At 58.4% G+C, this 13,376-nt stretch carries 10 protein-coding genes; 1 reads left to right on the top strand and 9 read right to left on the bottom strand.

The genetic code is table 11. The annotated features are described in order from the left end of the window. Positions 1-177: 177 nt before the first annotated feature. The 9 genes from sucD to sdhC form a co-directional block, all read right to left on the bottom strand. Positions 178-1,059 (bottom strand): succinate--CoA ligase subunit alpha, encoded by an 882-nt coding sequence (gene sucD / locus AC07SU_RS30260; RefSeq protein ID WP_003172813.1) that lies wholly within the window; start codon positions 1,057-1,059, stop codon positions 178-180. After that, positions 1,059-2,225 (bottom strand): ADP-forming succinate--CoA ligase subunit beta, encoded by a 1,167-nt coding sequence (gene sucC, locus AC07SU_RS30255; RefSeq protein ID WP_003233235.1) that lies wholly within the window; start codon positions 2,223-2,225, stop codon positions 1,059-1,061. Before sucC ends, sucD begins: the two co-directional genes overlap by 1 nt. A gap of 204 nt (positions 2,226-2,429) precedes the next feature. Then, on the bottom strand, positions 2,430-3,866 hold the full coding sequence (lpdA, locus tag AC07SU_RS30250) for a dihydrolipoyl dehydrogenase (protein WP_176996493.1): 1,437 nt from the start codon (positions 3,864-3,866) through the stop codon (positions 2,430-2,432). 99 nt (positions 3,867-3,965) lie between these two features. Further along, the gene (gene odhB / locus AC07SU_RS30245) at positions 3,966-5,189 is read right to left on the bottom strand and encodes a 2-oxoglutarate dehydrogenase complex dihydrolipoyllysine-residue succinyltransferase (RefSeq protein WP_494999181.1); all 1,224 of its coding nucleotides are present in this window, start codon (positions 5,187-5,189) and stop codon (positions 3,966-3,968) included. A gap of 44 nt (positions 5,190-5,233) precedes the next feature. Further along, positions 5,234-8,065 (bottom strand): 2-oxoglutarate dehydrogenase E1 component, encoded by a 2,832-nt coding sequence (locus tag AC07SU_RS30240; RefSeq protein ID WP_494999180.1) that lies wholly within the window; start codon positions 8,063-8,065, stop codon positions 5,234-5,236. Positions 8,066-8,326: 261 nt separating this feature from the next. Beyond that, the gene (locus AC07SU_RS30235; protein ID WP_003172807.1) at positions 8,327-9,031 is read right to left on the bottom strand and encodes a succinate dehydrogenase iron-sulfur subunit; all 705 of its coding nucleotides are present in this window, start codon (positions 9,029-9,031) and stop codon (positions 8,327-8,329) included. An 11-nt stretch (positions 9,032-9,042) separates the two neighbouring features. Continuing rightward, on the bottom strand, positions 9,043-10,815 hold the full coding sequence (gene sdhA, locus AC07SU_RS30230; RefSeq protein ID WP_494999179.1) for a succinate dehydrogenase flavoprotein subunit: 1,773 nt from the start codon (positions 10,813-10,815) through the stop codon (positions 9,043-9,045). Positions 10,816-10,818: 3 nt separating this feature from the next. Continuing rightward, the gene (gene sdhD, locus AC07SU_RS30225; RefSeq protein WP_078741603.1) at positions 10,819-11,187 is read right to left on the bottom strand and encodes a succinate dehydrogenase, hydrophobic membrane anchor protein; all 369 of its coding nucleotides are present in this window, start codon (positions 11,185-11,187) and stop codon (positions 10,819-10,821) included. Further along, on the bottom strand, positions 11,181-11,555 hold the full coding sequence (sdhC, locus tag AC07SU_RS30220; protein WP_016979564.1) for a succinate dehydrogenase, cytochrome b556 subunit: 375 nt from the start codon (positions 11,553-11,555) through the stop codon (positions 11,181-11,183). The genes sdhD and sdhC overlap by 7 nt, the downstream gene beginning before the upstream one ends. A gap of 364 nt (positions 11,556-11,919) precedes the next feature. On the opposite strand from sdhC, the gene gltA reads away from it, so the two are divergent. Beyond that, the gene (gene gltA / locus AC07SU_RS30215; RefSeq protein WP_176996496.1) at positions 11,920-13,209 is read left to right on the top strand and encodes a citrate synthase; all 1,290 of its coding nucleotides are present in this window, start codon (positions 11,920-11,922) and stop codon (positions 13,207-13,209) included. Positions 13,210-13,376 lie beyond the last annotated feature (167 nt).

The following is a 13,376-nucleotide window of genomic DNA, read 5'->3' as shown; positions in this document are numbered from 1 at the left end:
ACCTCAGATTTGGGCGCCATCATAGCGCCCGATTGAAGTGTCCAAAATCATTAGGCCAGTTCAAGCCAGCTCCCACAGTTGACCGAGTAGACACCCAAAAAATGGGCAAACGCGGAAAGCACAAAGGCCACCCGAAGGTGGCCTTTGTGTTGGTAAAGCGTCAGCTAAGCGCGAGGCTTACTTGACAGCCCAACCGGTCAGCTCGGCCAGGGCCTTGCCGATGTCTGCCAGCGAACGCACGGTTTTAACGCCTGCGTCTTGCAGAGCAGCGAATTTCTCGTCTGCAGTGCCTTTGCCGCCAGAGATGATTGCGCCAGCATGGCCCATGCGCTTGCCAGCAGGGGCAGTCACACCAGCGATGTAGGAAACAACCGGCTTGGTCACGTGTGCCTTGATGTAGGCAGCCGCTTCTTCTTCAGCCGAACCGCCGATCTCACCGATCATCACGATCGCTTCGGTCTTCGGGTCTTCCTGGAATAGCTTCAGGATGTCGATGAAGTTCGAGCCTGGGATCGGGTCACCGCCGATGCCGACGCAAGTCGACTGACCAAAACCGGCGTCAGTGGTCTGCTTAACAGCTTCGTAGGTCAGGGTGCCGGAACGGGAAACGATACCGACTTTGCCTGGCAAGTGAATGTGACCTGGCATGATGCCGATCTTGCATTCGCCTGGAGTGATCACGCCTGGGCAGTTAGGGCCGATCAGGACTACGCCCAGCTCGTCGCACTTAACTTTAGCGTCCAGCATGTCCAGGGTAGGAATGCCTTCGGTGATGCAGACGATCAGCTTGATGCCGCCGAATGCAGCTTCCAGGATCGAGTCCTTGCAGAAAGGAGCTGGAACGTAGATCACGCTGGCGGTGGCGCCAGTGGCAGCTACAGCGTCTTTCACGGTGTTGAACACTGGCAGGCCCAGGTGCTCGGTGCCGCCTTTGCCCGGCGTTACGCCGCCAACCATCTTGGTGCCGTATTCGATGGCTTGCTGGGTGTGGAAACTACCTTGCGAACCGGTAATACCCTGGCAGATAACTTTGGTGTCTTTATTGATCAGGACGCTCATTATTTGCCCTCCGCAGCTTTAACAACTTGTTGAGCAGCGTCGGTCAGGCTGGTAGCCGCGATGATGTTCAAACCGCTTTCTGCCAGTACTTTAGCGCCCAGTTCAGCATTGTTACCTTCAAGGCGAACAACAACCGGGATTTTAACGCCGACTTCTTTCACTGCACCGATGATGCCTTCGGCAATCATGTCGCAACGAACGATGCCGCCGAAGATGTTGACCAATACTGCAGCGACGTTGGAGTCGGACAGGATGATCTTGAAGGCTTCGGTCACGCGTTCTTTGGTAGCACCACCACCTACGTCGAGGAAGTTGGCTGGTTTGCCGCCATGCAGGTTGACGATGTCCATGGTACCCATGGCCAGGCCAGCACCGTTGACCATGCAACCGATGTTACCTTCCAGGGCTACGTAGTTCAGTTCGAACTTGGCAGCGTGCGCTTCGCGCGGATCGTCTTGCGACGGATCGTGGAAAGTCTTCAGCTTAGGCTGACGGTACATGGCGTTGGCGTCGATGTTGATCTTGGCGTCCAGGCAGTGCAGATCGCCGTCAGCCTTGATCACCAGCGGGTTCACTTCCAGCAGGGCCAGATCGTGATCCTGGAACAGTTTGGCCAGACCTACGAAGATCTTGGCGAACTGGGCAACTTGCTTGCCTTCCAGGCCCAGCTGGAAAGCCAGCTCGCGACCCTGGAATGGCTGAGCGCCAACCAGTGGATCGATGGTGGCTTTCAGAATTTTTTCTGGGGTTTCGTGAGCGATCTTCTCGATGTCCACGCCACCTTCGGTGGAAGCCATGAACACGATGCGACGGCTCGAACGGTCAACGACAGCGCCCAGGTACAGCTCTTTAGCGATATCAGTGCACGATTCAACCAGGATCTTGGTGACTGGTTGGCCATTGGCATCAGTCTGGTAAGTCACCAGACGCTTGCCCAGCCACTGCTGTGCGAAGGCCTTGGCGTCTTCTTTGCTGCGAACCAGCTTAACGCCGCCCGCTTTACCGCGACCACCGGCGTGAACCTGGGCTTTGACAACCCACTCAGTGCCGCCGATTTTGTCGCAAGCTTCTGCTGCTGCTTCCGGGGTGTCTACTGCGTAGCCCTTGGATACTGGCAGGCCGTATTCAGCGAACAGCTGCTTACCCTGATACTCGTGAAGATTCATGCTTTTTACCGTCTTCGTTAGGTACTGCGCATTCGGCGCTGCGCTCATTATGAGTGCCGCGCCACCTGTGACTGCTGCTTGCGCAACTTGCGGGGCTTAACGCCCGTAAAGCTGCGCAAGACTGCGTCCAGCGGATATTCCGCGGTGAGTCTTGCGCGCAAGGCTCACGACGGGCAACTCCGCCGTGGTTTCTTATTATCTCGCTTAGCGCTTCTTGCGGTTGGCGATGTGGATGGCGCCGCCATTCACTGCCAACGCAGCTTCGTGCAACGCTTCGGACAGGGTCGGATGGGAGAAGACCATCATGCCCAGGTCTTCGGCGCTGGTGCCGAATTCCATACCGATAGCGCCTTGCTGAACCAGTTCTGCAGCGCTTGGGCCAATCACGTGGACGCCCAATACGCGGTCAGTCTTGGCATCAGCGATGACTTTGACAAAACCACCGGTGTCGTTGGCTGCCATGGCACGGCCAGAAGCGGCAAACGGGAAGGTGCCGACGTTAACTTCAACGCCTTCAGCTTTCAACTGCTGTTCGTTCTTGCCGACCCATGCAATTTCCGGGTGGGTGTAGATAACCGATGGGATCAGGTCGTAGTTCATCTGGGTTTTATGGCCCTTGATGCGCTCGACAACCATGATGCCTTCTTCGGAAGCCTTGTGCGCCAGCATCATGCCGCGCACCACGTCGCCGATGGCGTACACGCCAGGCACGGTGGTGGCGCAGTGATCGTCAACGTGCACGTAGCCGCGCTCGTCGAGGGTCACGCCGCTGTCGGCAGCCAGCAGGTCGGTGGTCACTGGACGGCGACCAACGGCTACGATCAGCTTGTCGAAGGTAATGGTTTTTTCGCCATCCTTGTCGGTGTAGTTAACAACGACTTCTTCGCCATTCACTTTCGAGCCGGTTACGCGAGCGCCCAGCTTGATGTCCAGACCTTGTTTGGTCAGGGTTTTCAGTGCTTCTTTGGACACAGCGGTGTCGGCGGCCAGCAGGAACGTGTCCAGGGCTTCCAGCACAGTCACTTCGGCGCCCAGACGGGACCATACCGAACCCAGTTCCAGGCCGATCACGCCAGCACCGATCACGCCCAGGCGCTTAGGTACAGCCTGGAATTCCAGGGCGCCGGTCGAATCAACGATCACGTTGTTGTCGACTGGAGCCGGTGGAATGTCGATCGGGCGCGAACCTGGCGCCAGGATCACGTTTTCAGCTTCGATGACTTCAACCGAACCGTCTGGCTTGGTGATTTCGATCTTCTTGCCGGCCAGCAGCTTGCCGTGGCCCTGGATCGAGGTCACACCGTTGGCCTTGAACAAGGTCGCAACGCCGGAAGTCAGGCCCTTAACGATGTTGGCTTTACGGCCGACCATTGCTGGCACGTCCATGGTCACGCCAGCATGGTTGATGCCGTGGATCGCGAAGCCGTCTTGGGCTTCGTGGAATTTCCAGGAGCTGTCCAGCAGCGCCTTGGAAGGAATGCAACCGACGTTCAGGCAGGTACCGCCCAGTGCCAGTTTGCCTTCCTTGTCGGTGTATTTTTCGATGCAAGCAGTCGAGAGGCCCAGTTGTGCGGCCTTGATGGCGGCAACATAGCCGCCAGGACCTGCACCAATCACTACAACGTCAAATTTCTGCGACATGAAAATAGTTCCTCTATTTAGCAGCAAGCTTTCAAGCCGCAAGCCCAGGGTCAAGCTGCCTTGACTGGCAGTTTGCCCCAGGGCCTGCAGCTGCTTCTATCAGATATCCAGCAGCAGACGAGCCGGGTCTTCCAGCAGGTTCTTGATGGTCACCAGGAAAGTCACGGCTTCTTTACCATCGATCAGGCGGTGATCGTAGGACAGCGCCAGGTACATCATCGGACGGATCACGACCTGGCCGTTGACGGCCATAGGACGCTGGATGATGTTGTGCATGCCCAGGATCGCAGCTTGTGGCGGGTTGACGATCGGAGTCGACATCATCGAACCGAAGGTACCACCGTTGGTGATGGTGAAGGTACCGCCGGTCATCTCGTCGATGGTCAGCTTGCCGTCACGGGCTTTCTTGCCGAAGGTGGCGATGCCGCCTTCGATTTCAGCCAGGCTCATCAGTTCGGCGTTACGCAGAACCGGAACCACCAGGCCGCGGTCGCTGGACACGGCAACGCCGACGTCTGCATAGCCGTGGTAAACGATGTCGTTGCCGTCGATCGAAGCGTTGACTGCCGGGAAGCGTTTCAGCGCTTCGGTGGCCGCTTTCACGAAGAAGGACATGAAGCCCAAACGCACGCCGTTATGGCTCTTCTCAAAGAGATCCTTGTACTTCGAACGCAACGCCATGACTTCGGTCATGTCGACTTCGTTGAAGGTGGTCAGCATCGCCATGTTCGATTGTGCTTCAACCAGGCGCTTGGCCACGGTGGCACGTACACGGGTCATCGGAACGCGCTTCTCGGTGCGGTCGCCAGCAGCGAACACAGGCGCAGCAGCAGCCGGGGCAGCAGCCTTGGCAGGTGCGGCAGCTGGAGCGTTCTTCTTGGCTTCAACAGCCGCAACCACGTCTTCCTTGGTGATGCGACCGTCTTTGCCGGTGCCTTTTACGGAAGCCAGGTTGATGCCGTTCTCTTCAGCCAGCTGACGGGCAGCCGGTGCAGCGATCGGGTCTTCAGCGCCAGCAGCCGGAGCGGCAGCTGGAGCAGCAGCGGCGGCCGGTGCGGCAGCGGCAGGTGCAGCGGCAGCAGCACTGCCCTCCTCGATCGAACCCAGAACCTGGTTCGACAGAACGGTAGCGCCTTCTTCGGCAACGATTGCGCCCAGTACGCCGTCAGCTTCAGCCAACACTTCCAGAACGACTTTGTCGGTCTCGATGTCGACGATCAGGTCGTCACGCTTTACAGCGTCGCCTGGTTTCTTGTGCCAGGTGGCAACGGTGCCATCGGCAACCGATTCCGGGAATGACGGGGCTTTGATTTCGATAGCCATTATCTGTGGGTCCTTAAAATTCGGTTTCAGTCAGCGCGAAGGCGTTAAACAGTGAAAGCATCTTGCAGCAGTTTTTCCTGCTGCTCGGCGTGCATCGACGCATAACCACATGCAGGTGCAGCAGAAGCATCGCGACCGGCGTACTCCAGGTTCAGCGCCTTGTTGTGGTTACCCATGCTGCGACGCAGGTGATGCTGGCTGCTGTACCACGCGCCCTGGTTCATCGGTTCTTCCTGGCACCACACCACGTTAGTGAGGTTGGTGTAAGGCGCGATGGCCTCCATCAGGTCGTCTTCCGGGAACGGGTAAAGCTGCTCGATACGCACGATGGCGATGTCTTCGCGGCCTTCGGCACGGCGTTTTTCCAGCAAGTCGTAGTAGACCTTGCCGCTGCACAGGATCAGGCGAGTCACTTTGGCCGCGTCCAGCGTGTCGATTTCCGGGATCACGGTCTGGAACGAACCATCCGCCAGATCTTCCAGGGTCGAGATGGCCAATTTGTGACGCAGCAGCGATTTCGGGGTCAGCACTACCAGCGGCTTGCGCAGCGGGCGGATCACCTGGCGACGCAGCAAGTGGTAGATCTGGGCCGGGGTCGTCGGTACGCACACCTGGATGTTGTGCTCGGCGCACAGCTGCAGGTAACGCTCCAGACGGGCCGAGGAGTGCTCAGGACCCTGACCTTCATAACCGTGTGGCAGCAGCATGGTCAGACCGCACAGACGGCCCCACTTGTGCTCGCCGCTGGTGATGAACTGGTCGATCACTACTTGGGCACCGTTGGCGAAATCGCCAAACTGGGCTTCCCAGATCACCAGCGCGTTTGGCGTGGTGGTCGAGTAGCCGTATTCGAACGCCAGTACGGCTTCTTCGGACAGGAACGAATCGTACAGGTCGAAACGCGGCTGGCCTTCGTACAGGTGTTGCAGTGGTACGTAGGTGGTTGCGTCTTTCTGGTTGTGCAGAACCGCGTGACGGTGCGAGAACGTACCACGGCCGATGTCCTGGCCAGTCATGCGGATCGGGTGACCTTCGAACGCCAGGGTCGCGTACGCCATGGTTTCAGCGTAACCCCAGTTGATCGGCAGGCCGCCGGCTTGCATCTTCTGACGGTCTTCGTAGATCTTCGCAACCTGGCGCTGTACGACGAAGCCTTCCGGGATTTCCAGCAGCTTGGCAGACAGTTCCTGCAGGGTCTTGAGGTCGAACGACGTGTCGTGACGGGCAGTCCAGCCGTGGCCCAGATACGGGCGCCAGTCCACAAACAGCTCTTTGTTCGGCTCTTTAACCAGGCTCTTCACAACATGCAGGCCGTTGTCCAGCGCGTTGCGGTATTCGTCGACTTTCGCCTGAACACGCGCATCGTCAACCACACCGGCCTTGGTCAGGCTTTCGGCGTACAGCTCACGGGTGGTGCGCTGCTTGGTGATCTGCTGGTACATCAATGGTTGGGTGCCGCTAGGCTCATCCGCTTCGTTGTGACCGCGACGGCGGTAGCAAACCAGGTCGATGACCACGTCACGCTTGAACTGCATGCGGTAGTCGACAGCCAGTTGGGTCACGAACAGCACGGCTTCCGGATCATCACCATTCACATGGAGGATCGGCGCCTGGATCATCTTGGCAACGTCGGTCGCGTACTCGGTAGAGCGTGCGTCCAGCGGGTTGCTGATGGTGAAACCCACCTGGTTGTTGATGACGATGTGAACGGTACCGCCGGTCTTGAAGCCGCGGGTCTGCGACATCTGGAACGTTTCCAGGACCACGCCTTGACCGGCGAATGCCGCGTCACCGTGGATGGAAATCGGCAGGACCTTCTCACCGGTAGCGTCGTTGCGACGATCCTGACGTGCACGGACCGAACCCTCGACCACCGGGGAAACGATTTCCAGGTGGGATGGGTTAAAGGCCATGGCCAGGTGAACTTCACCGCCGGTGGTCATCACGTTGGACGAGAAGCCCTGGTGGTATTTAACGTCACCGGAACCCAGCTCGACCTTCTTCTTGCCTTCGAACTCGTCGAACAGCTCACGCGGGTTCTTGCCGAAGGTGTTGACCAACACGTTCAGGCGACCACGGTGGGCCATGCCGATCACGATTTCCTTGGTGCCGTAGGAACCGGAACGCTGGATCAGCTCGTCGAGCATCGGGATCAGGCTTTCGCCGCCTTCCAGGCCGAAACGCTTGGTGCCCGGGTATTTGGTACCCAGGTATTTTTCCAGGCCTTCAGCTGCGGTCACGCGCTCAAGCAGGTGGCTGCGAACGTCGGCGGACAGAACCGGACGGCCACGCACGCCTTCCAGGCGATGCTGGAACCAGTGGCGCTGCTCGGAATCGGTGATGTGCGTAAATTCAGCGCCGATGGTGCGGCAATATGTCTGCTGCAACGCTTCGTGAATTTCGCGTAGGCTCGCTTCCTCTTTGCCGATGAACAGGTCGCCGGCACGGAAGGTCGTATCAAGATCGGCATTGGTCAAGCCGTAATGATTGATCGACAGGTCTGCAGGTGCAGGACGCTTCCAGAGCCCCAGCGGGTCAAGCTGGGCCGCCTGGTGGCCACGCATCCGGTAGGCCTGGATCAGTCGCAGTACTTCAACTTGCTTCTTCTCGTGCTCGCTGCTCACGCTACCGGCGGAAACCGGCTGGGCGCGGCGCTGGTTCTTTGCCAGCAGCACAAACTGATCGCGAATTGTTGCATGCGATACATCGGTGGCAGCGTTGCCGTCTGAAGACAACGTCTGAAATTTGGTGCGCCATTCTTCTGGCACAGCGTTAGGGTCGTGCAGGTAGAGCTCATAAAGCTCTTCCACATAGGCAGCGTTACCACCTGAAAGATAGCCGCTGTTCCACATGCGCTGCATCACGCTTTCTTGCATGCTTGGTCACCCTCGATTTGGGGACACCACCGGCGAAAACACCGAGTTTGCTTGCAAAAGGCCAAGTGCAGCGACCAAAACAAGCCACTTAGGATCACGCTGATAGTTCGGGTACCAACCCGAATGCCCCTGCTTGTCTCATTTCTTCAAAATAAGAGCCGCGGCTTTGTAAGTCGCTGCTCAAGTTAAAACTACGGCGCCGGTTGAAGCCTGCGCCGTAGCATTTACGGGCACAACGGTCCTGCTTTGCTACAACGTCAGTTACACGCCGCTTTGCAGCAGCATGTTACGGATGTGACCAATGGCCTTAGTCGGGTTCAGGCCTTTGGGACATACGTTGACGCAGTTCATGATCCCGCGGCAGCGGAATACGCTGAACGGGTCATCCAGTGAAGCCAGACGCTCGGACGTCTTGGTGTCACGGCTGTCTGCCAGGAAGCGGTAGGCTTGCAGCAGCGCAGCTGGACCCAGGAACTTGTCCGGGTTCCACCAGAAGGACGGGCACGAAGTCGAGCAGCAAGCGCACAGGATGCACTCGTACAGACCGTCGAGCTTTTCACGCTCTTCAGGGGACTGCAGACGCTCGATGGCCGGAGCCGGCGTGTCGTTCTGCAGGAACGGCTTAACTTTCTCGTATTGCTTGTAGAAGATGCTCATATCGACGACCAGGTCACGGATAACCGGCAAACCTGGCAGAGGACGAACGATCAGCTTGTTGCCTTTGACCACGGCCGACAGCGGCGTGATGCACGCCAGGCCGTTTTTGCCGTTGATGTTCATGCCGTCGGAACCGCATACACCTTCACGGCAAGAGCGACGATAGGAGAAACCTTCGTCCTGCTCTTTGATCAGTGCCAGTACATCCAGCACCATCAGGTCTTTACCACCGGTATCGACCTGGAATTCCTGCATGAACGGCGCGGCGTCCTGATCAGGGTTGTAGCGATAAACACTGACTTTCAACATGGCAGCCACCCTTAGTAAGTCCGAATCTTCGGTTCAAACGTCGGAACCGTCTTCGGCGAGAAGTTCACGGCACGCTTGGTTACGCGCTTGTCACCCGGGAAGTACAGGGTGTGGCACAACCAGTTTTCGTCGTCGCGATCTTCAAAGTCTTCACGGGCGTGGGCACCACGGGATTCTTTACGAACCTCGGCCGCGATCGCAGTCGCTTCGGCCACTTCCAGCAGGTTTTGCAGCTCAAGGGCTTCGATACGAGCGGTGTTGAACGCCTGGCTCTTATCGTTGATCTTGACGTTGGCGATGCGCTTGCGCAGATCCGCCAGCTGGGCAATACCCTTCTGCATGTATTCGCCGGTACGGAATACACCGAAGTAGTTCTGCATGCAGCTTTGCAGCTCGCGACGCAGGGTGGCTACGTCTTCGCCATCGGTGCGCTCGTTCAGCGCGTTCAGACGGGCCATGGCCGCGTTGATGTTGGCTTCGGTAGCGTCGTCGTAATGGATACCGTCGGTCAGCGCCTTTTCCAGGTGCAGGCCGGCAGCACGGCCGAATACCACCAGGTCGAGCAATGAGTTGCCGCCCAGACGGTTGGCACCGTGAACCGATACGCAAGCCACTTCACCCACTGCGAACAGGCCAGGGATGATGGTGTCTTTGCCTTCGCTGTCCTGGGTGATCGCCTGGCCATGAATGTTGGTGGCAACGCCGCCCATCATGTAGTGGCAAGTCGGAACAACCGGAACCGGAGCAACGACCGGGTCAACGTGTGCGAACGTCTTGGACAGCTCGCAGATACCTGGCAGGCGGCTGTGCAGCACTTCCTCGCCCAGGTGATCGAGCTTGAGCAGTACGTGGTCGCCGTTCGGGCCACAGCCGTTGCCGGCGATGATTTCTTTAACCATCGAACGAGCAACAACGTCACGACCCGCCAGGTCTTTCGCGTTCGGAGCATAACGCTCCATGAAACGCTCGCCGTGCTTGTTGATCAGGTAACCACCTTCACCACGGCAACCTTCTGTCACCAGTACACCGGCGCCGGCGATGCCGGTCGGGTGGAATTGCCACATTTCGATATCTTGTACCGGTACGCCAGCACGCAGTGCCATGCCGACGCCGTCGCCGGTGTTGATCAGGGCATTGGTGGTCGACGCGTAGATACGGCCCGCACCGCCAGTCGCCAGAACGGTAGCATTGGCGCGGATGTAGGTGGTTTCACCGGTTTCGATGCAGATGGCGATCACGCCAACAAATGCACCGTCGGCGTTCTTCACCAGGTCTACCGCGTAGTACTCGTTCAGGAACGTGGTGCCGGCTTTCAGGTTGCCCTGATAAAGGGTGTGCAGCAGCGCGTGACCGGTACGGTCGGACGCCGCGCAGGTACGGGCAGCCTGGCCGCCTTTACCGTAATCCTTCGACTGACCGCCGAATGGACGCTGGTAAATACGACCTTGCTCGGTACGGGAAAACGGCAGACCCATGTGGTCCAGCTCGAACACCGCGGCCGGGCCTTCCTGACACATGTATTCGATAGCGTCCTGGTCACCGATGTAGTCGGAACCCTTGACGGTATCGTACATGTGCCAGCGCCAGTCATCGTTCGGGTCGGCGGACGCGATGGCGCAGGTGATGCCACCCTGGGCCGATACAGTGTGGGAACGCGTTGGGAACACCTTGGTGATCACGGCAGTCTTGTGACCACCCTGAGCCAGCTGCAGCGCTGCGCGCATGCCAGCACCGCCGCCACCAATGATGATGGCGTCGAAGGAAATAGTTGGAATGTTAGCCATGAATCAGATACCCCAAAGAATCTGCACACCCCAGACGAAGTAAGCGAACATTGCAACGCCGCAGACTGCCTGGAAGAGGAAACGTACTGCGGTCGCGGACTTGCCCAGCGCCATCGGCGTCAGGTAGTCGGTCGCGATGGTCCACATGCCGACCCAGGCGTGAGCGCCGAGGGCTACAAGGGCCAGCAGACTGAAGATTCGCATCGCATTGTGGGCGAACAGGCCATGCCATTGTTCAAAGGTGATGCCCGGGTGTGCGACGAGGTATCCGATCAGGAAAATGAAATAAGCCGCGAGAACGACCGCAGACACACGCTGTGCCATCCAGTCATAGAGGCCCGAACGCGAAAGGTTCGTAACGCTGGTTACCATATCCAAACTCCTGCCAGAACGATCAGCACCACGGAAATGGCGATGATGATTTTCGAGCCCAGGCGGCCGCCTTCCAGCGTCTCACCGATACCCGCATCCATGATCAAGTGGCGCACACCGGCAACCAGGTGATACAGCAGAGCGGACAGGAGGCCCCATGCTACGAACTTGGCCAGCGGGCTGGTCAAGCATGCCTTCACCTCGGCGTAACCTTCCTCGGAACCCAGGGATTTGCTCAATGCATAAAGCATGATGCCCAAGCCCAGGAACAGGATGATGCCGGAAACACGGTGCAGGAACGACGTAACGCCGGTGATGGGGAGTTTGATGGTCCTTAGGTCTAGGTTTACAGGTCGTTGGCTATTCACGGCTTTTTTTCACACTGAAGAGCCCCTAACAATCAGGGCAAAGTTGTTGGGGAGTGCACTGGTCAGGTAAGCACCACCCAGGGAGTGCGACCCCCAATGAAAGCAAGCCCAAAAGCCCTTGGCGGTCGGTGGCCGAGTATAGACAGTTAGGTTACTAATGACAACGCGCTGTCCTCACCCTAATAGCTGATTGCGCTGGCGGTATAAAAGGCGTAAATGGCAGTCAATTTCGAGGAAAAAGTACGGTTAAAGCCTTCTGCTGCAAGACTTTAGGCAAATTGACATCTGGATTTATATCAATATAGTGGTGCGGGCCCTGCGTGGGGGGTCTGTCTGATGATTTGAAGCATAAATAGGAGGCCACATGGCTGACAAAAAAGCGCAGTTGATCATCGAGGGCGCAGCCCCCGTCGAGCTGCCCATTTTAACCGGCACCGTTGGTCCCGATGTTATCGATGTACGGGGCCTGACGGCCACGGGCCGTTTCACTTTCGACCCAGGCTTCATGTCGACCGCCTCTTGCGAGTCGAAGATCACCTATATCGATGGCGACAACGGCATTCTGCTGCACCGGGGCTACCCGATCGAGCAGTTGGCCGAGAAGTCGGACTACCTGGAAACCTGCTACCTGCTGCTAAATGGCGAATTGCCAACCGCTGAGCAGAAAGCCAAGTTTGTCAGTAATGTGAAGAACCACACCATGGTTCACGAGCAGTTGAAGACCTTCTTCAACGGCTTCCGTCGCGACGCCCACCCGATGGCGGTCATGTGCGGCGTGGTCGGCGCCCTGTCGGCCTTCTATCACGACTCCCTCGACATCAATAACCCGCAGCATCGCGAAATCTCCGCGATCCGCCTGGTTGCCAAGATGCCGACCCTGGCCGCGATGGTGTACAAGTACTCCATGGGCCAACCCATGATGTACCCGCGCAACGACCTGTCGTATGCGGAAAACTTCCTGCACATGATGTTCAACACGCCGTGCGAGATCAAACCGATCAGCCCGACACTCGCCAAGGCCATGGACCGGATCTTCATCCTCCACGCCGACCACGAGCAGAACGCATCGACCTCCACCGTGCGCCTGGCCGGCTCTTCGGGTGCCAACCCGTTCGCCTGTATCGCCGCCGGTATCGCCGCACTGTGGGGCCCTGCCCACGGCGGTGCGAACGAAGCCGTACTGACCATGCTCGATGAAATCGGCGATGTGTCCAACATCGACAAGTTCATCGCCAAGGCCAAGGACAAGAACGATCCGTTCAAGCTGATGGGCTTCGGTCACCGGGTCTACAAGAACCGCGACCCGCGCGCCACGGTCATGAAGCAGACCTGCGACGAGGTGTTGAAGGAACTGGGCATCAAGAACGATCCGCAACTCGAACTGGCCATGCGCCTGGAAGAGATCGCCCTGACCGACCCGTACTTCATCGAACGCTCGCTGTACCCGAACGTCGACTTCTACTCGGGGATCATCCTCAAGGCGATCGGCATTCCAACCAGCATGTTCACCGTGATCTTCGCCCTGGCGCGGACCGTGGGCTGGATCTCCCACTGGAAAGAAATGCTCTCCAGCCCGTACAAGATTGGCCGCCCGCGCCAGCTGTACACCGGCTACGAGTCGCGTGACATCACCCAGCTGGAAGACCGCAAGTAAGCCGCTAACGGCTTGATTGCTCTGAATAAGGCCTCCCTACGGAGGCCTTATTCGTTTCTGCCCTCCCCACAACAACACCGCACCCACTGTAGGAGCCAGGGGGGGGGGGGGGGGGGGGGGGGGGGGGGGGGGGGGGGGGGGGGGGGGGGGGGGGGGGGGGGGGGGGG

The sequence above is a fragment of the Pseudomonas sp. GW821-FHT05H12 genome, from assembly GCF_059419385.1.
Note: the sequence above shows the minus strand (reverse complement) of the source record. Positions and strands in the feature narration are given on the sequence as shown.

Bases quoted from the DNA above. Each gene is read 5' to 3' on its own strand.
- lpdA (WP_176996493.1), bottom strand. From the start codon at position 3,866: ATGTCGCAGAAATTTGACGTTGTAGTGATTGGTGCAGGTCCTGGCGGC.
- sdhA (WP_494999179.1), bottom strand. From the start codon at position 10,815: ATGGCTAACATTCCAACTATTTCCTTCGACGCCATCATCATTGGTGGC.
- sucC (WP_003233235.1), bottom strand. From the start codon at position 2,225: ATGAATCTTCACGAGTATCAGGGTAAGCAGCTGTTCGCTGAATACGGC.
- sdhD (WP_078741603.1), bottom strand. From the start codon at position 11,187: ATGGTAACCAGCGTTACGAACCTTTCGCGTTCGGGCCTCTATGACTGG.
- sucD (WP_003172813.1), bottom strand. From the start codon at position 1,059: ATGAGCGTCCTGATCAATAAAGACACCAAAGTTATCTGCCAGGGTATT.
- odhB (WP_494999181.1), bottom strand. From the start codon at position 5,189: ATGGCTATCGAAATCAAAGCCCCGTCATTCCCGGAATCGGTTGCCGAT.
- AC07SU_RS30240 (WP_494999180.1), bottom strand. From the start codon at position 8,065: ATGCAAGAAAGCGTGATGCAGCGCATGTGGAACAGCGGCTATCTTTCA.
- AC07SU_RS30235 (WP_003172807.1), bottom strand. From the start codon at position 9,031: ATGTTGAAAGTCAGTGTTTATCGCTACAACCCTGATCAGGACGCCGCG.
- gltA (WP_176996496.1), top strand. From the start codon at position 11,920: ATGGCTGACAAAAAAGCGCAGTTGATCATCGAGGGCGCAGCCCCCGTC.